Origin of the sequence: Streptomyces abyssalis (assembly GCF_001751365.1) — a bacterium.
GTDB lineage: Bacteria > Actinomycetota > Actinomycetes > Streptomycetales > Streptomycetaceae > Streptomyces > Streptomyces abyssalis.
Window position 1 is genome coordinate 511436 of record NZ_LJGT01000041.1, and the last position, 18045, is coordinate 529480.

An 18045-nucleotide genomic window follows, 5' to 3' on the forward strand; every position below is an offset into this window, starting at 1 on the left:
GCCATTTACAGAGTTCTATACACGGGATGTATACCCGTGTTGTATAGTCCCCGCCATGTCCATCAGCCACACGCTGCTCGCCCTTCTGGAAGAGTCCGGCCCCCGGCACGGCTACGACCTCAAGCGGTCCTTCGACGAACGCTTCGGGCACGACCGCCCCCTGCACTACGGGCAGGTCTACTCGACGATGTCGCGCCTGCTGAAGAACGGTCTCGTCGAGGTGGACGGGATCGAAGCGGGCGGCGGCCCCGAGCGGAAGCGGTACGCCATCACCGACGCGGGCATCACCGACGTCGCCGATTGGCTCTCCCGCCCCGAGAAGCCGGAGCCGTACTTGCAGAGCACCCTCTACACCAAGGTCGTGCTCGCCCTCCTCACCGGGCGTGACGCCGGCGAACAGCTCGACACCCAGCGCGCGGAGCACCTGCGCCTGATGCGGGAGCTCACCCGGCGCAAGCAGGGCGGCGATCTGGCGGACCAACTCATCTGCGACCACGCGCTCTTCCACCTCGAAGCCGATCTGCGGTGGCTGGAGCTGACGGCCGCACGGCTCGACAAGCTGGCCACGGAGGTACGGAAATGACGTCAACGGCATCGACCGCGTCCGCGGGGTCCCCGCGGGGTGCGGCGTCGACGGCGGAGTCCGCCGCACAAGGAGCCGGTACGGCTTCGGAGTTCCTGCTCTCTGCGAGCGGGCTGTACAAGACCTACGGATCGACGGCCGCCCTCGACGGCGCCGACTTCGCGATCCGCCCCGGCGAGATCGTGGCCGTCATGGGCCCCTCGGGGTCCGGCAAGTCGACGCTGCTGCACTGCCTCGCCGGCATCGTCCCGGTGGACGCGGGCACGGTGACGTACGCCGGCCGGGACCTGGGCGCCATGAACGACGCACAGCGCAGTGCCCTGCGCCGCGCGGACTTCGGCTTCGTCTTCCAGTTCGGACAGCTCGTGCCCGAACTGACCTGCCTGGAGAACGCCGCGCTGCCGCTGCGCCTCGCCGGCGTCGGGCGCAAGGAGGCCGAGGCCCGCGCCGGGGGCTGGCTTGAGCGCCTGGAGGTCGGGGACGTACGGCGCAAGCGGCCCGGCGAGGTCTCCGGAGGCCAGGGCCAGCGGATCGCCGTCGCCCGGGCCCTCGCGGCCGGACCGCGTGTGCTCTTCGCGGACGAGCCGACGGGCGCACTCGACTCGCTCAACGGCGAGCGTGTGATGCAGCTGCTGACGGAGGCCGCACGGGAGACCAAGGCTGCGGTCGTCCTCGTCACGCACGAATCGCGCGTCGCCGCCTACTCGGACCGCGAGATCGTCGTACGCGACGGCCGTGCCCGGAGCATGGCGGGGGCGCTGTGAGCACCGCGGGCACGCGCGAGGAGCAGCGCGGTGACGAGCGGACCCAGCACACCGGGGAGGCCGGACCGGCACGACCAGCCGGACCGGCCTGGCGGACAGGAGGAACCGGCGCCGCTGCGGGAAGGCGTGGCAGCGGCGCCGCCGGTCCCCGGGAATGGGCGCACGATCTCGCTCTGGGAGCACGCTTCGCCACCAGCGGCGGGCGGCAGGGCTGGCTCCGTACGCTGCTGACGGCGGTCGGCGTCGCGCTGGGCGTGGCGGTGCTGCTGCTCGCGGCGGCGGTGCCGGAGATCATCAGTGGCAACGACGCCCGGTCGGAGGCCCGTTCGGGCGCGTTCAACACGGCCTCCGGGAAGGCCCAGCCCAGTGAGTACTCGGTCCTCGGCAAGGACGCCAACAACCGGTGGAACGGCTACCAGTTGTACGGGCGGCTGCTGCAGGCCGACGGGTCCAGCCCGGCGACTCCCCCCGGGCTGGACCACATACCGGCACCGGGCGAGATGGCTGTCTCTCCCGCGCTGAAGAAGGTGCTGGACTCCCCGGAGGGCAAGGAGCTGCGCGAGCGGCTCGACGCGAAGGTCGTGGGCACGATCGGGGACGAGGGCCTGCTGGGTCCCTACGAACTTGCCTTCTACAAGGGCGCGGACGACCTGTCGGTGCCGGGCGGCGCCGTCCGGGTCGACAAGTTCGGCAGCCCGCTGGACGAAGACCCGATGGACCCCGTACTGGTGCTGCTGGTCGTGGTCGCGTGCGCGGTGCTGGTGATGCCCGTCGCCATCTTCATCGCCACCGCCGTGCGCTTCGGCGGCGAGCAGCGGGACGCGAGACTCGCCGCACTGCGGCTCGTCGGAGCCGACATCGCGAGCGCCCGCCGGATGGCGGCGGGGGAGACGCTGGTGGGGGCACTGGTGGGGCTGCTGCTCGGCGGCTGGTTCTTCCTGCTGGGAAGGGCTTTCATCGGCCGCTTCGAGATTTTCCGGATCAGCATCTTCCCCGAGGACGTCACTCCGGGCTTCTACCTGGGGCTGCTGATCGTGGTGGGTGTGCCCGTGACGGCCGTGGCGGTGACCATCTTCGCGCTGCGCGGGGTCGCCATCGAGCCGCTGGGCCTGGTGCGCAAGAGCGAGCAGCGTAAGCGGCGCCTGTGGTGGCGGCTGCTGCCGCCCGTGGCCGGCGCGGCGCTGCTGATCCCGCTGGCCGGTGGCCTGGAGACCGGCGGCACCGTCAACGAGGTCCAGGTGAGCTCCGGTGTGGTGCTGCTGCTCAGCGGCATCGTGCTGCTGCTGCCGTGGCTGGTGGAGCGCATCGTGGGACGGCTGCGCGGCGGACCGGTCGCCTGGCAGCTCGCGACCCGCCGGCTTCAGCTCGGCAGCGGCAACGCCACCCGCGCGATCAGCGGCATCACCGTCGCCGTCGCGGGAGCGATCGCGCTCCAGATGCTCTTCTCCGTGGCCGAGAACTCGCAGTCGAGTGAGTCCCAGGCGAGCCGGTACAAGAGCCACGTGGACATCTACGGGCCGCACACCACCCTCGCCGACACAGAGGCCCTGACCGCTGACTTGAGACGGTCCCAGGGCGTCAAGAACGCGCACGGCTACCTGCAGTCGTGGGTGGAGGCCAAGGGGATCGAGGACGGCGTCGGCATCACGGTCGGCAGCTGCGCGACGCTCCGCGCTGTGGCCCGCATCGACGAGTGCCGTGACGGCGACTCCTTCCTCGTCCGTACGCCGAAGAGCGTCAGCGAGGAGCAGGGCGGCGCCACCCCGCCGCCGAAACGCGGTACGCCCTTGATGCTCGACAAGGCCCCGGACGACGGCGGCAGGAGCAATTACACCTGGCAGGTGCCCGGTTCGGCCCGAACGGTCATGGGCATCGAGTTGCCGAACGGCGGCTCGCTGGACGGGTTGATGGTCACGCCCTCGGTGCTGGCCGAGAAGCGCCTGGACTCCCCGTCGTTCCAAGGCACCGTGGCGATGGAACGGAACGCGAAGGCCCTGGAGGCCCTCCGTACGACCGTCTTCCACACGGACCCGTCCTACAGCCTGTGGGAGAACGCCGACCAGGAGACGGCCGACCAGATCGGCGCCATCAAGAACGCGGTGCTGGCGGCGTCCATGGCGGTGCTGCTGCTCATCGGCGCCAGCATGGCCGTCTCGATGCTGGAGCAACTGAGGGAGCGCAAGCGGCAGTTGTCCGTGCTGGTCGCCTTCGGAACCAAGCGCTCCACGCTCGGCGCCTCGGTGCTGTGGCAGACGACGGTGACGGTGGTGCTCGGCATCGGGATGGCGGTGTTCTTCGGACTCGGCCTGGGCTGGGTGCTGTTGCGAATGCTCGGCGACGCGAGAGCCGACTGGCTCGTCTTCCTGCCGTCCGCCGCCGCGGGCGCCGGGGTGATCGCGCTGGTGACGCTGATCAGTCTGCCGTTCCTGTGGCGGATGATGCGTCCGGACGGGCTGCGTACGGAGTGACCGGACGAGCCGCCCGCCCGGCACGGCCCGGAGGGCGGCTCCCACAAGCACACGGTTCCGGCCGGGCCCCCATGCTGGCCGGGACCGTGTTCTCATGTTAAAGTGATATCACTTTGCTAGACGGACGACATCAGTCGCCCTCCGCTCATCCGATCCGTAGACGGGGGAATCCCTATGTCAGAGCAGGACCCGGTACCGAACACGCCACACACGCCGAACACACCGCCCGCCGGCGCGGAGCCGCAGGACGTTCCCGAGATGCCCGACCCGGAGGTCCGCGAGATCGCCGCGCACAGCATCCCCGGGGGCCTCGCCCTCCTCCTCGGCCTGATCGGCTTCCTGCTGGGCGTGGCGGGCATAGTCTTCGGCGGAAGCCTCGCCTCGGGCGGCTCCACCGGATCCGGCGCGACGCTGATCGTCGTCGGCGTCCTCGTGCTCATCGGCTCGGTCTTCGCGATGTGCGGCCTGAACATGGTGGCTCCGGGTGAGGCCCGCGTCGTCCAGCTCTTCGGGCGCTACACCGGCACGATCCGTACGGACGGCCTGCGCTGGGTCAACCCGCTGACGAGCCGCAGAAAGATCTCGACGCGTGTGCGGAACCACGAGACGGCCGTGCTGAAGGTCAACGACGCCTACGGCAACCCGATCGAGCTGGCGGCGGTCGTGGTCTGGCAGGTCCGGGACACGGCGCAGGCGACCTTCTCGGTGGACGACTTCGTCGAGTTCGTCGCCACCCAGACCGAGGCGGCCGTGCGGCACATCGCCATCGAGTACCCCTACGACGCACACGACGAGAACGGTCTCTCCCTGCGCGGGAACGCCGAGGAGATCACGGAGAAGCTCGCCGCCGAGCTGACCGTGCGCGTGGAGGCGGCGGGCGTGAAGATCGTCGAATCGCGGTTCACGCACCTCGCCTACGCGCCCGAGATCGCCTCGGCCATGCTCCAGCGGCAGCAGGCGGGCGCGGTGGTCGCCGCCCGCAAGACGATCGTGGAGGGCGCCTGCGGCATGGTCGAGGACGCCATCACCCGTATCGCGGCACAGGACTTCGTCGAGCTGGACGAGGAGCGCAGGGCCACGATGGTCAGCAACCTGCTGGTCGTCCTCTGCGGTGACCGTTCGCCGCAGCCGGTCATGAACACGGGGACGCTCTACCAGTGACGGACCCTCCTGAACGCGAGACGTCCGCGGAGCCCGCGGAGTCCGGGCCGTCGTCAGGCGGCGCGGACGGCGGGCCCGCGGGGGCTCCGCGCGAGCGGGCGGGCAGAGCCGGGCGGCAGCGCAAACAGGTGCTGCTGCGACTCGATCCCGCCATGTACGAAGCGATCGCCCGCTGGGCCGCGGACGAACTGCGCTCCACCAACGCCCAGATCGACTATCTGCTGCGCAAGGCGCTCGCGGACTCGCGTCGGCTTCCCCGCGACGCCCGCCCGCACCCGCGCAGGGGCCGTCCGCCCCGCGAGGAGTGACCGGCGCCCGTCGTCCGCCCTCAGATCAGGGCCGGCCCGCGCAACACCCCTTCTACGGAAGGACGTTGCGCAGCGCACACGTGATCGCGGCTCTTATGGCCTCGGGCGGGGACTGGGAGTGGCTCTCGGCCACCGCCAGTACGGTTTCGGCCACCGCACGCAGTTGCGTTCCGGAGCTGCGTGCGACCCCGGTGAGGATGCCGGCCGCCACCTGTGCCGTGCAGCCGTGCGCGGCCATCAAGGCGCCCTGAGCCCGGTCGATCACGTCCTGGGCCGAGTCGGCGCCGAGCAGCCGGCCAGTCTCGTCCCCACATTGCTCTGCACAGTTCACAGTTGCCTCAATTCTGTGCACAGGGGAAACCGGGTGGCCGAAAGAGGCACCCGTTGCCGTGAAGACAATCACAGAGTGTGCCCCCGCAGCCACCCTGAGGGGTCTCGGCTTGACTTCCGGCGGACCGTCGCACTCACGAACGGCGCGAAAGGCGCGCCCTGTTGGTGTTTGTCCGCTCCGCTCCGCTGCCCGCCCGCCCTCGTCCCGTACGCATCCCGTACGGATTCCGTACGCATGGGGAGAGCCGGGGCCCGAGCACGCGAAGGCGTCCTCGTCGCGGGTGCAGACCCGCGTGTGAAGGGCATGACAGACTCGACGGGCAGCCCCCGGCCGGCCGGGAGCACCCCCGGTCAGTGCTCTGCGCCGGGACGGCTCCGGCCGCGCGACTCCTGCCGGGGGTCACCGCGGCTCCCTGGGCAAGGAGGACACGTGGGCGGGGAAGATCCGCACATCCATGTCGAGTCGAAGGTCGTCCGCGGCGACGCCGCTGTCCGCAACGTGATGGCGTCCACCTTCGGTCTGGCCGGTGACCTGCCGAGCGTCGTCACCACCGGATGCGGGCTGCAGGTGCCGTTCGCGATGACCTCTTCGCGTCCGGGCAAGGTCACCTGCCTCGCCTGCTGCGAGCACGCCCGGCGTGAACACCTGCGCTTCGCGGAGGAGATCGAGAGCCTGAGCGGCATGCCCGGGTCGGCCATCGGTCCCGCGCAGGGCAAGCAGGCCGCGGACAGGCACCGCGGCCTCGCCGAGATGTTCCACACCGGGGAGAGCTGAGCCCGGCCCGCCGGTCAGCATGCGCCACGACGGCCGCGGGTCCCAGGCCCGCAGGTCCCCAGCCAGGCCCTCAGTGAAGGAGCTTCAGGCCCGCCACACAGCCGACGAGCCCGGCCAGCAGGAGCAGCTTGACGGGGGAGACGGCTTCGCCGCCCGAGAGCATCGCGTACCCGGCGGTCAGCGCGGCCCCGACGCCGACCCACACCGCGTAACCCGTGCCCACCGGCAAGGTGCGCAACGCGAAGGACAGCCCGGCCATGCTCAGCACCAGGCCGACGGCGAACACGACCGAGGGCACGAGGCGGGTGAAGCCTTCGCTCTTGCCCAGAGCGGTCGCCCAGACGGCTTCGAGCAGGCCTGAGACCAGCAGAACGAGCCACGCCATGACGATCATCCCTCGATGCCGTCTTGTCATGGCCGGGTACGGCAACCCTCGTCCGGAGAACCGGTTGTGGTCTCGCTTGCCACCGTCTCACAGCCGGGCGTGCGCCGGGGAGCCCACGCCCTGTCCGGCGAACGCCGCGTGACGAGGGGCCGGACGCCCGTCAGCCGGCGTCGTCGAGGACCTCGCGCAGCCTGTGCGCGAAGGCCTCGGGCTGCCCGGCGTAACCGAACTCGCCGCCCAGGAAGCCGCCGTGGTGGCTCGGGAACAGCGTCACCTGCTGCCCGAGCAGCCCGGCCGTCGCAACCGAGGTGCGTCCCGTGAACGTGTCCAGGGACTCCTCGCCCACCGCGATCACGACCCGCGTCCGTGCGGCGGCGAGCGCGCGGACGTCGGGCCGGTGATCGCTGATCGCCCAGGACCGGTCGGAGAGCAGCGGGTCGTCGCGGGAGCCGTCGTCCTCGGCCGGCATTCCGAACGCGGCGGGCTCCGGCGCGGGTTGGGCGAAGTAGTCGTCGGTGAACTCGCCCCGCCACGACGTCATCGCGATGAAGGCCGCCATGCCGGCACCCCAGCCCTTCGCCTCGTACGCGTCCCGGAACCCGGCCCGTGCACGCTCGGCGGCACGGGCGTCGGGAAGGACCGGGATGAGCGGCGGCTCGTGCGCCACCAGGACGGTCACGTCACCGGGGTGGGCCGCCACGAGCGCGAGCGCGGTCACCGCACCGCCGCTGCTCGCGAACATCTCGACCGGGCCGGCGTCCAGCGCCGCGATGAGGGCGTGCACGTCGGCGGCCTGTGTCCCGGGCTCCTGGTCTGTCCGGCCGTCGCTGCGGGTGCTGCGGCCGAGGCCGCGAGGGTCGTAGGTGACCACGGTGCGGTCGGGGAAGTGCGACGCCAGCGTGCTGAAGCCGGCGGCGTCCATCGGCTGGCCGATCATGAGCAGCGGAGGGCGTCCGCCGGCGGTGGGCAGCGGGCCGTGGACGTCGAACGCCAGGCGGGCCCCGGGAGTCTCGAGCAGCTGCGTGTTCATACGAGGGCCGACCCCGTACGTGCCGGGAACTCATCGGAGCACCCGCCGCGCGACGCTGGGAAAAGGCCTTACGGTCCGGTCCGGGCATCCCGCTCCCCGGACCGGCCCGGCTCACTCCACGTCGTTCATCTCCTCGAACCTCACGAGCCCCGTGTCCTCCAGGACCGTGATGTGGTCGAGGACGATGGCGTTCGCCCTGGTCGCCAGCGACCGCACCATCGAGTTCTCGGTCTTGTCGCGGACGATGCTGATGAGGCCGAAGACCACCCCGTGCTGCTTCCGCAGGTGCTGGACGAGGACCTTGTCGAACTCCTTGCCCTCGGCGATCTCCATGTCGTTCAGGTACTCCTTCTGGGAGCCCGTCGGCTGGGTCGGCAGCGAGACCTTCATCGCGCGCCCGGCGCTGACGGCCCGCCTGTCCAACTCCGTGTGCCCGTCGACGAGATGGTCGCCCGCGATCCGTACGGACTTCGTCGTGCCCCGTTCCTGGGCGGAGCGGCCGGCGGGCAGTTCCCACAGGCCGGCGGAGCGCACCTTGCGGATGAAGTCGCGGTCCAGCGGGGTCAGCGGCCCGTACTCCGTCTTCCAGGTTCCCTTGCCGTCGTCCTGCCACCCGGACCTGGCGAGCGCGCTGGACCGGTTCCCCTCGAACCAGGTCGAAGGCATCACCAGCGCGGCGAGCGTTGCTGCGAGCGCGAGTACGACCAGAACTGTGCCGATCGCCCGTCCCGAAGTCATGGCGGACCGCATCCGCCCCCCTCTCCACAACATCTCCGAAGTGCGACGAACCTTAGTGAACTGTGTGAGGACGTGGTCGAAGCTTCGTCCGACCTGACAAGAACCGCCCCTCCACCGCCCCGATACCGCTACATCCGGGCGGTTCCGTGCCCGTTCGGACGTCCTCGGCTGGCCGGCCGGCCCCCCGGGGCCCGGCCGCCGCGATTTTTGTGATCATTGAGCGCTGTGGCACTGTGGGTCGCGACCAACCACCAGGAATGCCCCGCAAATTGGGCATTCCTTCGCGCAAGGAGTGCACGTTGCTCACCGTAGGTGACAAGTTCCCCGAATTCGAACTCACGGCCTGTGTCTCGCTGGAGAAGGGCAAGGAGTTCGAGCAGATCCACCACAAGACCCATGAGGGCAAGTGGAAAGTGGTCTTCTTCTGGCCCAAGGACTTCACCTTCGTGTGCCCGACCGAGATCGCCGCGTTCGGCAAGCTGGAGGAGGAGTTCGCCGACCGGGACGCACAGATCCTCGGTGTCTCCGGGGACTCGGAGTTCGTGCACCACGCCTGGCGCCGGGAACACGACGACCTGCGCGATCTGCCGTTCCCGATGCTCGCGGACTCCAAGCACGAGCTGATGCGGGACTGCGGCGTGGAGGGCGCGGACGGCTTCGCGCAGCGCGCGGTCTTCATCGTCGACCAGAACAACGAGATCCAGTTCACGATGGTGACCGCCGGGTCCGTCGGCCGTAACCCCAAGGAGGTCCTGCGGGTGCTCGACGCCCTGCAGACCGACGAGCTGTGCCCCTGCAACTGGACGCAGGGCGAGTCGACCCTCGACGCCGCCGAGCTGCTGGCAGGGGCGTGAACGGTCCATGGCTCTGGAAGATCTGAAGTCGGCGCTTCCCGCGTACGCCAAGGACCTGAAGCTCAACCTCGGCTCCGTCATAGGCAATTCGCAGCTTCCGCAGCAGCAGCTGTGGGGCACGGTGCTGGCCTGTGCCATCGCGGCACGTTCGGGCATCGTGCTGCGCGCACTCGAGCCGGAGGCCAGGGAGAACCTGAGCCCGGAGGCGTACGAGGCGGCCAAGTCCGCAGCCGCCGTCATGGCGATGAACAACGTCTTCTACCGCACCCGGCATCTGCTCTCCGACCCGGAGTACGGCACCCTGCGCGCAGGTCTGCGGATGAACATCATCGGCAACCCGGGCGTGGAGAAGGCGGACTTCGAGCTGTGGTCGCTCGCGGTCTCCGCGCTGAACGCCTGCGGCCAGTGCCTCGACTCGCACGAGCAGGTGCTGCGCAAGGCCGGTGTCGGCCGCGAGACCGTCCAGGAGGCGTTCAAGATCGCGGCCGTCGTGCAGGCCGTGGGCACGACCCTGGAGGCCGAGGCACAGCTGCGGGCGGAAGCGGTCTGACGGGCGGCCCTGCGGCATACGGTGCCGGGCGGGCCCGGGAGACCGCGGTGGCGGCTCCCGGGCCCTTCGCATGTACGGGCCGGGGCGGGGCGGCCCGAAGTCCGGGGCCCCCGGGGACCCCGGCCACCTCAGTTCACGGGCAGTTCGAACCACACGACCTTGCCGGTGGACAGCCGCGTGGCACCCCACCGCCGTGCGAGCCGGTTGACGAGATACAGCCCGCGGCCGCCCTCGTCCGTCGCCCGCGCCTGCCGCAGCCGCGGCAGCTGCGGCACGTCGTCGCCGACCTCGCAGCGCAGCGTGTCCGTACGCAGCAGCCGCAGCGTGATGGGGCGTTCGGCGTACCGCACCGCGTTCGTGACCACCTCGCTGACCAGCAACTCGACCGAGTCCGACAGCTCCTCCAGATCCCAGCGCGCCAGCGCGCGCCGCGCCAGCCTGCGGGCCTGTCCGGCGGTCTGCGCACGCGGGTCGAGGAACCAGTACGCGACGTCGCTCGGCGCGATCCCGTCGAACCGTGCCGCGAGCAGCGCGATGTCGTCGTCGCGGTCGCCCGGGCCGAGGATGTCCAGCACCTCGTCGCACAGCGGCTCCAGCGGAGCCGAGGCGTCCGGACGGGTCAGCCGGGCCGTCGCCGTGAGCTTCTCCCGCAGGTGCTCGATGCCGGTCCACACGTCCCGCTGGCGCGACTCGACCAGCCCGTCGGTGTAGAGCAGCAGCGTGGCACCCGCCGGGGCGTCCAGCTCCACCGCCTCGAAGTCGACACCGCCGACGCCGATCGGAGCGCCTGCTGGTATCCGCAGCACCTCCGCCCGGCCGTCGCGGTGCAGCAGCACGGGCGGCGGGTGGCCGGCGTTGGCGATGATGATGCGGTGGGCGACCGGGTCGTAGACCGCGTACAGGCACGTCGCCATTCGGTCGCTGCCGAGGCGCTGCGCCTGCTCGTCCAGGTGGTGCAGTACCTCTTGCGGGGGAAGGTCGAGTCCGGCCAGGGTCTGCGCCGTCGTACGTAGCTGGCCCATGATCGCCGCGGACGTCATGGAGTGGCCCATCACGTCGCCCACGACGAGGGCGACCCTGCTGCCGGGCAGCGGGATCGCGTCGTACCAGTCGCCGCCGACGCGCGCCGTCTCGGCCGCCGGCAGATACCGGCTGGCGAGATGGCAGCCGGTCGGCTGCGGCAGCTCGTCCGGCAGCATCGTGCGCTGCAGTTCGTCGGCGATGTACGCCTCACGCCCGTAGAGCACCGCCTTGTCGACGCCCAGCGCGGTGTGCGTGGCGAGCTGAGCCGCGATCAGCAGATCGTCGGGCTCGAAGGGGGCACGCTCCGGGCCGCGCAGGAACACCGCGGCGCCGATGACTCTTCGCCGTCCGCGCAGCGGAGCGAGTATGGCGCGCTGCCCGGAGGGCACGTCGGGCCCGCTGCCGATCAGTTCGGGAAGGGCGTCGCGGGCGGCGGGCGCGTCGGCGAAGACGGGACGCACGCCTCGCAGCACCTCGGCCAGCGGGCCCCCGGAGAGCACCTCGACGTACTCGGCGGCGCCCGCGGTGCCGTCCGAGACGGCGGCGTGCGAGGGGCCGGTGGCGGCGGCACCCGGGCCTGCGGCCGCGGCGTCGCCGTCAGGCTGCTGCCTGCCGTCGGCTGCGGAGGCCGCGGCCACCATGGCGTGCGGGTCGTCGGGAATGCGGTCGCTGCGCCGCAGCCGCAGCATCAGGGGCCCGGTGGGACGTTCGTCGCCCACCGGCAGCGGGTCGCGCAGATAGACCAGGATCGCGTCGGAGTACGCGGGGACGCTCGCCCGGCACAGTCCGAGCACGGTCTCGTCCAGATCCATGCCGCGAGCGATGCGGCGGGTCGCGGCGCCGACGAAGCGCAGGCGGTCGCCTCCGCGCCGCTCGCGCTCGGCGGCGTCGCCGTTCCCGGCTGCGACGTCACGTGCGGAAGGGGGACCGGAGGCCGGGGCCGGCGGTGCGGTGGGCGGTACGTCGGCGGCGGTCATGTCGCCGGTGGTCGGATGAGACACGGCACCGCTCTCCGCGGTCGGGGGTTGGGACGGGGCACGGGACGGCCGCTTGGACGCGGATCCCGGCCCGCCGTGGGACGGTTCGGGTACGGCGCGCCCTTGGCCGCCGCCCCTCCCGCCGGAGCCCCTGGAGGCTTCGGCGGTCTGCTGCTTCGGAGTGTGCCCTGCGCCCGGCCGCGGCCGCGAGCCGGGGCGCACCTGCTCCACCTCTTCCCCGCCGGCGTACGCCCCGGAGAGCGCGCCGTCGTGCGAGGTACGTGACACACCTGCGGCCGTTGTCCTTCCGGCGGACCGTGCCGGGGGACCCGCGGCGGCCGGACGCATGGCCGGACCGCCGCCGCCCGTACCCGCGGACTCGTCACGCGCTTCGCGCGCACCGGTCCCCCCGGGCCGCGCGGAACGGCCCGCCGGGGTCCCTTCCGTCGCGGGCGTGCCCACGGGCGGGAGCGGCGGCACTGCTGTGCTGGTCGCAGGCTCTTGGTGCTCCGTCACGCGTTCGGTTTCCATCCATCCGGGGCCGCGCCTCTCGCGCGCGCAGCGCTCACTGCCCTCCGCCCCCTACGGTCGCCGTCGGCACTGCAGGAAGAGCTGGATCTCGGGCGGTACGTCCGTGCTGGCCGGAGCGTAGGCATAGGCGTCCTCCCCTGCGATCTCGAAACCGCCCTCGTGCACGACCTGGCGCAATTCGTCCCGCAGATAGCCGGATACCCGGATCGTGTTGCCCAGGAACGGCAAGGTGAAGTCATCGACATCCGCTTCCACCATCGACATGGCCATCGGTGCGCCTTCCCGCAGTTGCTGGTGCAGCATGCGCAGCGCGTAGGGAATTTCGGCCCGAGGCAGCATCAGGAGGGAGAAGTAGGCGGCGACACCGTCGAAGGGCCCGAGTTCGTACCTCTCCACCTCGTAGATGTCCATGCGGCGGAATTCGGCGTCCGGCACGTTCGCCTCGGCGAGTTTCACCATGCCAGGTGACAGGTCGATTCCGGTGACCTGGTGCCCCGCCTCGACGAGCTGACGGGCGGTCGGCAGGCCCGTGCCGCAGCCCAGGTCCAGGATGTGCGAACCGGCGGGCAGTTGCTCCGCGAGCCACGCACCCGAGGCGATCTGGCCCTCCTTGTGGGGGAAGGCCTCGTCGTAGCGGTCACCGATCGCGTCGAACGCGGCAGCCTGCCCTATCCGGTCCATGGTGTTCCAGTCGAAGTCCTTGTAGGCGCGTGCCTTCGACCGCGGGGGGCGTGCCGCCCCTTCCGGAGTGGGGGGACCTCCGCCCTCGTTCTCCGCCCCCGAGCGGCTCTCAGAGCCCTCCGGCCTGGGAGAACCAGGGGTTCCGTCCGTGCTGCTCACGCTGGAGCTCCTCTCTGGCCACGCGCCAAATCCCCGAGGGGGGAGGGGAGTTGTTGCAGCAGTGCGCCTACGGAGGTTGATCCTACGTTTGCAGTATGGGGGCGCAGCAAGGGGGAACGAGAGGTCGAAGCGGGTGCGTGTCGTCCGATACTTCCGGCACGTCCACGCAAGTACGGAACACGACGCGCTCGGCGGGGCCCGATGGGGCTGTTTCCGGCCCGGACCGCGGCCGGATCCGCACGGGTGGTCCGGCTGCCGGAGCCAACGGACCCGGCACGCACCGGATTCCGGACGGCCGCCGGTCCGGAGCCGGGACCGTTCACGAGTGGCGCCGTTCGCCTCGCCGGTGCCGGGCCGGGCCGCCGTTCGCCCCGGCGCCGACCGTCTCCGGGCCGCCGGTCTCCGCAGCGCCCGCGCCAGGAACGGCCCCGTCCGGGACGACCTCGTCCGGGACGACCTCGTCCGGGACGGCCCCGCCCGGGGTGTCCAGGGTCCGGCCGTCCGCGTACGCGCCGAAGAGTGCCGGTCCCGGCCCGCCCGGCGGCGGACTGCCGTCCCAGTTCTGCGGGAGCAGCGGCACCGGCCAGTTCGGGTCCGGACGCCAGTCCTCCCAGCCGTCGCGGAACGGCGACGCCCACGAGCCGATCAGCTCGACCACCGAACGCCCGGCCTCGTGTACCCGTGCTGCGAGCTGATCGTCGACGAGGCCGGCGTGGCGCGCCGCCGCGAACTCGTCCTCGTCGCGCCACTCCCAACTGCGGTCCGGATAGACGGCGATGTCGAGGAAGTGGTCCTCGGAGTCGATGCCGCCGGCCCAGCGGCGCCGCGGCTCCTCGAGGTTCACGTACCAGTTCTTGAACCGCCAGTCCCGCTCCCAGAACAGCCACACGGACCAGGGCTCGTCCGGACGGGCGAGCTTGAGCACTCCCGTACCGAACCAGCGCGAGAGCACGGTCCTGCGCGGCTTCGTGTAGCGGGTGGCCAGCGGTTCGTGGTGCACGGGCGTGCCGTCCGCGATCTCCGGCTTCACGCAGACCGTGCCCGGTGCCACCCAGGCGGCGAGCAGGTCCGGGGTGTCGCGTACGACGGTGACAGGGCGGCAGATGTGGGGAAGCCCCGTCCCGTTCGCGCGGTAGCGCCACAGGATGCGGGTGCCCGGCGCCCAGTGGTCCGCGGCGCCGCCGGCGGTGCCGCCCCCGCTGCCGCCGCCCAGGCGCCTCCGGCCGTCTTCGTCGCCGTCGCCGTGTGCGCCGGCCGCTCCCGCCGCGCCTGCCGTCTCCGCTGTCATGCGCAGATCCTAGGCGCGCCCGGCACCCGCCGCCGTGAGCCGAGGCCGAACGAGCCACCGCCCCCGGACCGCCCGGAGAAGGCCCGCCGGCCCGCCGTGCGGGAACGCCCGTACCCACGTCCGGGACGACGCCTGAATCCCACTCAGGGCCGTGTCATACGCAGGACGTCGAGCGCCGCGTCCAGCTCCTCGAGGGTCAGGTCGCCGCGCTCCACGTGGCCCGCCTCCAGGACCGCCTCCCGGATGGTCTTCCGCTCCGCGAGCGCCTTCTTGGCCACCGCCGCCGCGTTCTCGTACCCGATGTGCCTGTTGAGCGGAGTGACCACGGACGGGGACGACTCCGCGTACTCCAGGGCCCGCTCCACATCGGCCGTGATGCCGTCGACCGTCCGTTCCGCGAGCAGCCGGGAGGCATTGGTGAGCAGCCGGACCGACTCCAGCAGGTTCTTCGCCATCACGGGCAGCATGACGTTCAGCTCGAAGTTCCCAGAGGCCCCCGCGGTCGCGATGGTCGCGTCGTTGCCCGTGACCTGCGCGGCGACCATCAGCACCGCCTCCGGGATCACCGGGTTCACCTTGCCGGGCATGATCGAGGAGCCCGGCTGGAGGTCGGGAAGCGCGATCTCGGCCAGGCCGGTGCGGGGGCCGGAGGCCATCCAGCGCAGATCGTTGCAGATCTTGGTGAGGCTCACTCCGACCGTACGGAGCTGGCCCGAGGTCTCCACCAGCGCGTCCCGCGCGCCCTGCGCCTCGAAGTGGTCGCGGGCCTCGGTCAGCGGCAGCCCGGCGGCCGCCGCGACCCGGTCGATGACGGCGGCCGCGAAACCGGGCGGCGTGTTGATGCCGGTGCCCACGGCCGTACCCCCGAGGGGGAGTTCGGCGAGCCGCGGCAGCGAGGCCCGCAGCCGTTCGGCGCCGTGGCGGACCTGGGCGGCGTAACCGGCGAACTCCTGCCCCAGCGTGACCGGTGTCGCGTCCATGAGGTGCGTGCGCCCGGACTTCACGACCCCCGAGAACTCCTCGGCCTTGCGCGCCAGCGACGCTTCCAGCACCCCGAGCGCCGGGATCAGGTCACGGGTGACCGCGGCGGTTGCGGCGATGTGGATGGACGAGGGGAAGACGTCGTTGGACGACTGGCTCGCGTTCACATGGTCGTTGGGATGTACGGGCGCTCCCAGCCGTTCGGTGGCGAGCGTGGCGACGACCTCGTTCATGTTCATGTTCGACGAGGTGCCCGAGCCCGTCTGGAAGACGTCGACGGGGAACTCCGCGTCCCAGCGCCCCTCGGCGACGTCCTCGGCGGCGGCCCGCACAGCCTCCGCCAACTTTGGCTCCAGCACGCCCAGCTCGGCGTTGACCTGGGCGGCCGCCGCCTTGATCCGGGCCAGCGCCTCGATGTGGGCACGCTCCAGGCGCTGCCCGCTGATGGGGAAGTTCTCCACCGCGCGCTGCGTCTGCGCCCGCCACTTCGCGTCGGCGGGCACCCGGACCTCACCCATCGAGTCGCGCTCGGTCCGGTACTCCTGGCTGTCGCTCATTCCTGTGCACCTCCGTACGGGGCAGCGTCCCCGCAGCGCGAGGACATTCCCGGCGCCGCCGGGTACCCCGCAAACGCGGTGCGCAGTACGCGGACGGGGCTGCGAACCCGGTCCCGCCGGACTCCGTCCGCCGGCGGGTTGCCGCTGCGGCTACGAGCCCGCGCGTACCGGGATCGAGGTGACGAAGGGCTGCGCCGGGCCGGGGTCGGTGAAGAAGTCGTTCCCCTTGTCGTCCACGACGATGAACGCGGGGAAGTCCTCCACCTCGATCCGCCAGACCGCCTCCATGCCCAGCTCCTCGTACTCCAGCACCTCGACCTTCTTGATGCAGTCCTGCGCGAGCCGCGCCGCCGGGCCCCCGATGGAGCCCAGGTAGAAGCCGCCGTGCGTGGCGCACGCCTCCGTCACCTGCGGGCTGCGGTTGCCCTTCGCGAGCATGACCATCGAACCGCCGGCGGCCTGGAACTGCGCCACGTACGCGTCCATGCGGCCCGCCGTCGTCGGTCCGAAGGAGCCGGACGGGTAGCCCTCGGGCGTCTTGGCCGGACCGGCGTAGTAGACGGGGTGGTCCTTGAGGTACTGCGGCATCTCCTCGCCCGCGTCGAGCCGCTCCTTGATCTTCGCGTGCGCGATGTCGCGTGCGACGACGAGCGTGCCGGTCAGCGACAGCCGGGTCTTGACGGGGTGTCCGGACAGCTCGGCGAGGATCTCGGGCATGGGACGGGCGAGGTCGATGCGTACGGCGAGGTCATCGTCTGCCCCCGCGCCCTCGGTGAGCTGCTCCTCCGTCGTCTCCGGGAGGAAGCGCGCCGGGTCCGTCTCCAGCTGCTCCAGGAAGACGCCCTCAGCGGTGATCTTCGCCTTGGCCTGACGGTCCGCGGAGCAGGAGACGGCGACGGCGACCGGGCAGGAGGCCCCGTGCCGGGGCAGCCGCACCACCCGCACGTCGTGGCAGAAGTACTTGCCGCCGAACTGCGCGCCGATGCCGATCTTCTGGGTGAGTTCGAAGACCTGCTGCTCGAGTTCCTTGTCGCGGAAGCCGTGCCCGGCGGGCGAGCCCTCCGCGGGAAGCTCGTCCAGGTAGTGGGCGGAGGCGTACTTCGCGGTCTTCAGCGCGTACTCGGCACTGGTGCCGCCCACCACGATCGCCAGGTGGTACGGCGGGCAGGCGGCCGTGCCGAGCGAACGGATCTTCTCCTCCAGGAACTTCATCATGCTCGCCTCGTTGAGGACGGCCTTCGTCTCCTGGAAGAGGAAGGACTTGTTGGCGCTGCCGCCGCCCTTGGCCATGAAGAGGAACTTGTAGGCGTCGCCGTCCGCCGCGTACAGCTCGATCTGCGCGGGCAGGTTCGTGCCGGTGTTCTTCTCGTCCCACATGTTCAGCGGCGCCATCTGCGAATAGCGCAGGTTGAGCTCGGTGTAGGCGTCGTAGATGCCGCGGGAGAGGGCCTCTTCGTCGCCGCCGCCGGTGAGGACCTGCTGGCCGCGCTTGCCCATCACGATGGCCGTGCCGGTGTCCTGGCACATGGGCAGCACGCCCGCGGCCGAGATGTTGGCGTTCTTCAGCAGGTCGAGTGCCACGAAACGGTCGTTGGCGCTCGCCTCCGGGTCGTCGAGGATGCGGCGCAGCTGCGCGAGGTGTTCCGGCCGCAGGTAGTGCGAGATGTCGTGCATCGCCTCGGCGGCCAGCCTGCTCAGCGCCTCCGGCTCGACCTGCAGGAAGGTGCGTCCGTCCGCCTCGAAGGTGCGCACTCCCTCCGCGGTGACGAGCCGGTACGGGGTGGTGTCCTCGCCCAGCGGGAGCAGATCCGTGTACGTGAAGTCCGGTCGGGACGGGCTGGCGGCCATCGGTGGGGTCTTCCTCTCGTACGGCTCGTACGGCTCTCGGCCGGGTGCAGCGCG

The 18045-nt window shown here is 71.3% G+C and carries 16 protein-coding genes, 1 pseudogene and 1 riboswitch; of the genes and pseudogenes, 8 read left to right on the top strand and 9 right to left on the bottom strand.

The features are described from left to right. Positions 1 to 55 precede the first annotated feature (55 nt). From AN215_RS23145 to AN215_RS30910, 5 genes are all read left to right on the top strand, one after another. Positions 56 to 583, top strand: a complete 528-nt coding sequence (locus AN215_RS23145) for a PadR family transcriptional regulator (RefSeq protein WP_070011162.1) — start codon at positions 56 to 58, stop codon at positions 581 to 583. Beyond that, entirely contained in the window at positions 580 to 1347 is a 768-nt protein-coding gene (locus AN215_RS23150; protein WP_079123336.1) for an ABC transporter ATP-binding protein, read from the top strand. The genes AN215_RS23145 and AN215_RS23150 overlap by 4 nt, the downstream gene beginning before the upstream one ends. After that, positions 1344 to 3815 carry an FtsX-like permease family protein gene (locus tag AN215_RS23155; protein WP_245694660.1) on the top strand — a complete coding sequence of 824 codons (2472 nt, stop codon included), beginning with the start codon at positions 1344 to 1346 and terminating at the stop codon, positions 3813 to 3815. The genes AN215_RS23150 and AN215_RS23155 overlap by 4 nt, the downstream gene beginning before the upstream one ends. A 174-nt stretch (positions 3816 to 3989) precedes the next feature. Then, on the top strand, positions 3990 to 4976 hold the full coding sequence (locus AN215_RS23160; RefSeq protein ID WP_070011161.1) for an SPFH domain-containing protein: 987 nt from the start codon (positions 3990 to 3992) through the stop codon (positions 4974 to 4976). Next, entirely contained in the window at positions 4973 to 5284 is a 312-nt protein-coding gene (locus tag AN215_RS30910) for a type II toxin-antitoxin system antitoxin (protein ID WP_070011160.1), read from the top strand. Before AN215_RS23160 ends, AN215_RS30910 begins: the two co-directional genes overlap by 4 nt. Positions 5285 to 5336: 52 nt before the next feature. Here the strand turns inward: AN215_RS30910 and AN215_RS23170 are convergent, their stop codons facing one another. Further along, positions 5337 to 5615: an ANTAR domain-containing protein gene (locus tag AN215_RS23170; RefSeq protein ID WP_070031242.1), complete on the bottom strand. Its 279-nt coding sequence runs from the start codon at positions 5613 to 5615 to the stop codon at positions 5337 to 5339. A gap of 429 nt (positions 5616 to 6044) precedes the next feature. On the opposite strand from AN215_RS23170, the gene AN215_RS23175 reads away from it, so the two are divergent. After that, on the top strand, positions 6045 to 6389 hold the full coding sequence (locus AN215_RS23175) for a hypothetical protein (RefSeq protein WP_070011158.1): 345 nt from the start codon (positions 6045 to 6047) through the stop codon (positions 6387 to 6389). 70 nt (positions 6390 to 6459) lie between these two features. Here the strand turns inward: AN215_RS23175 and AN215_RS23180 are convergent, their stop codons facing one another. The 3 genes from AN215_RS23180 to AN215_RS23190 form a co-directional block, all read right to left on the bottom strand. Beyond that, complete coding sequence (locus AN215_RS23180; protein WP_070011437.1) at positions 6460 to 6774, bottom strand: DMT family transporter; 315 nt, start codon at positions 6772 to 6774, stop codon at positions 6460 to 6462. 12 nt (positions 6775 to 6786) lie between these two features. Beyond that, positions 6787 to 6851, bottom strand: a riboswitch (guanidine-III (ykkC-III) riboswitch). A gap of 83 nt (positions 6852 to 6934) precedes the next feature. Continuing rightward, positions 6935 to 7804, bottom strand: coding sequence for an alpha/beta fold hydrolase (locus AN215_RS23185; RefSeq protein WP_070011157.1), 870 nt, complete (start codon positions 7802 to 7804; stop codon positions 6935 to 6937). Positions 7805 to 7915: 111 nt separating this feature from the next. Then, a complete protein-coding gene (locus AN215_RS23190) occupies positions 7916 to 8542 on the bottom strand; it encodes a DUF4142 domain-containing protein (protein ID WP_245694663.1) in 627 nt (208 codons plus the stop codon). Positions 8543 to 8841: 299 nt separating this feature from the next. On the opposite strand from AN215_RS23190, the gene AN215_RS23195 reads away from it, so the two are divergent. Together AN215_RS23195 and AN215_RS23200 are read left to right on the top strand one after the other, a co-directional pair. Further along, positions 8842 to 9396 (top strand): peroxiredoxin, encoded by a 555-nt coding sequence (locus AN215_RS23195; protein ID WP_070011155.1) that lies wholly within the window; start codon positions 8842 to 8844, stop codon positions 9394 to 9396. A gap of 7 nt (positions 9397 to 9403) precedes the next feature. Next, complete coding sequence (locus tag AN215_RS23200; RefSeq protein ID WP_070011154.1) at positions 9404 to 9946, top strand: alkyl hydroperoxide reductase; 543 nt, start codon at positions 9404 to 9406, stop codon at positions 9944 to 9946. A 128-nt stretch (positions 9947 to 10074) separates the two neighbouring features. On the opposite strand, the gene AN215_RS23205 is transcribed toward AN215_RS23200, so the two are convergent. The 5 genes and pseudogenes from AN215_RS23205 to AN215_RS23225 form a co-directional block, all read right to left on the bottom strand. Beyond that, positions 10075 to 12294 carry a SpoIIE family protein phosphatase gene (locus tag AN215_RS23205; protein WP_079123498.1) on the bottom strand — a complete coding sequence of 740 codons (2220 nt, stop codon included), beginning with the start codon at positions 12292 to 12294 and terminating at the stop codon, positions 10075 to 10077. 234 nt (positions 12295 to 12528) lie between these two features. After that, positions 12529 to 13158 (bottom strand): class I SAM-dependent DNA methyltransferase, encoded by a 630-nt coding sequence (locus tag AN215_RS23210; protein ID WP_070011436.1) that lies wholly within the window; start codon positions 13156 to 13158, stop codon positions 12529 to 12531. Between the two features lie 703 nt (positions 13159 to 13861). Continuing rightward, a pseudogene (fomD, locus tag AN215_RS23215) lies at positions 13862 to 14605 on the bottom strand (cytidylyl-2-hydroxypropylphosphonate hydrolase); the annotation flags it as partial. A gap of 143 nt (positions 14606 to 14748) precedes the next feature. After that, the gene (locus AN215_RS23220; protein ID WP_070011153.1) at positions 14749 to 16143 is read right to left on the bottom strand and encodes a class II fumarate hydratase; all 1395 of its coding nucleotides are present in this window, start codon (positions 16141 to 16143) and stop codon (positions 14749 to 14751) included. Positions 16144 to 16293: 150 nt separating this feature from the next. Next, positions 16294 to 17991: a fumarate hydratase gene (locus AN215_RS23225; RefSeq protein WP_070011152.1), complete on the bottom strand. Its 1698-nt coding sequence runs from the start codon at positions 17989 to 17991 to the stop codon at positions 16294 to 16296. Positions 17992 to 18045 lie beyond the last annotated feature (54 nt).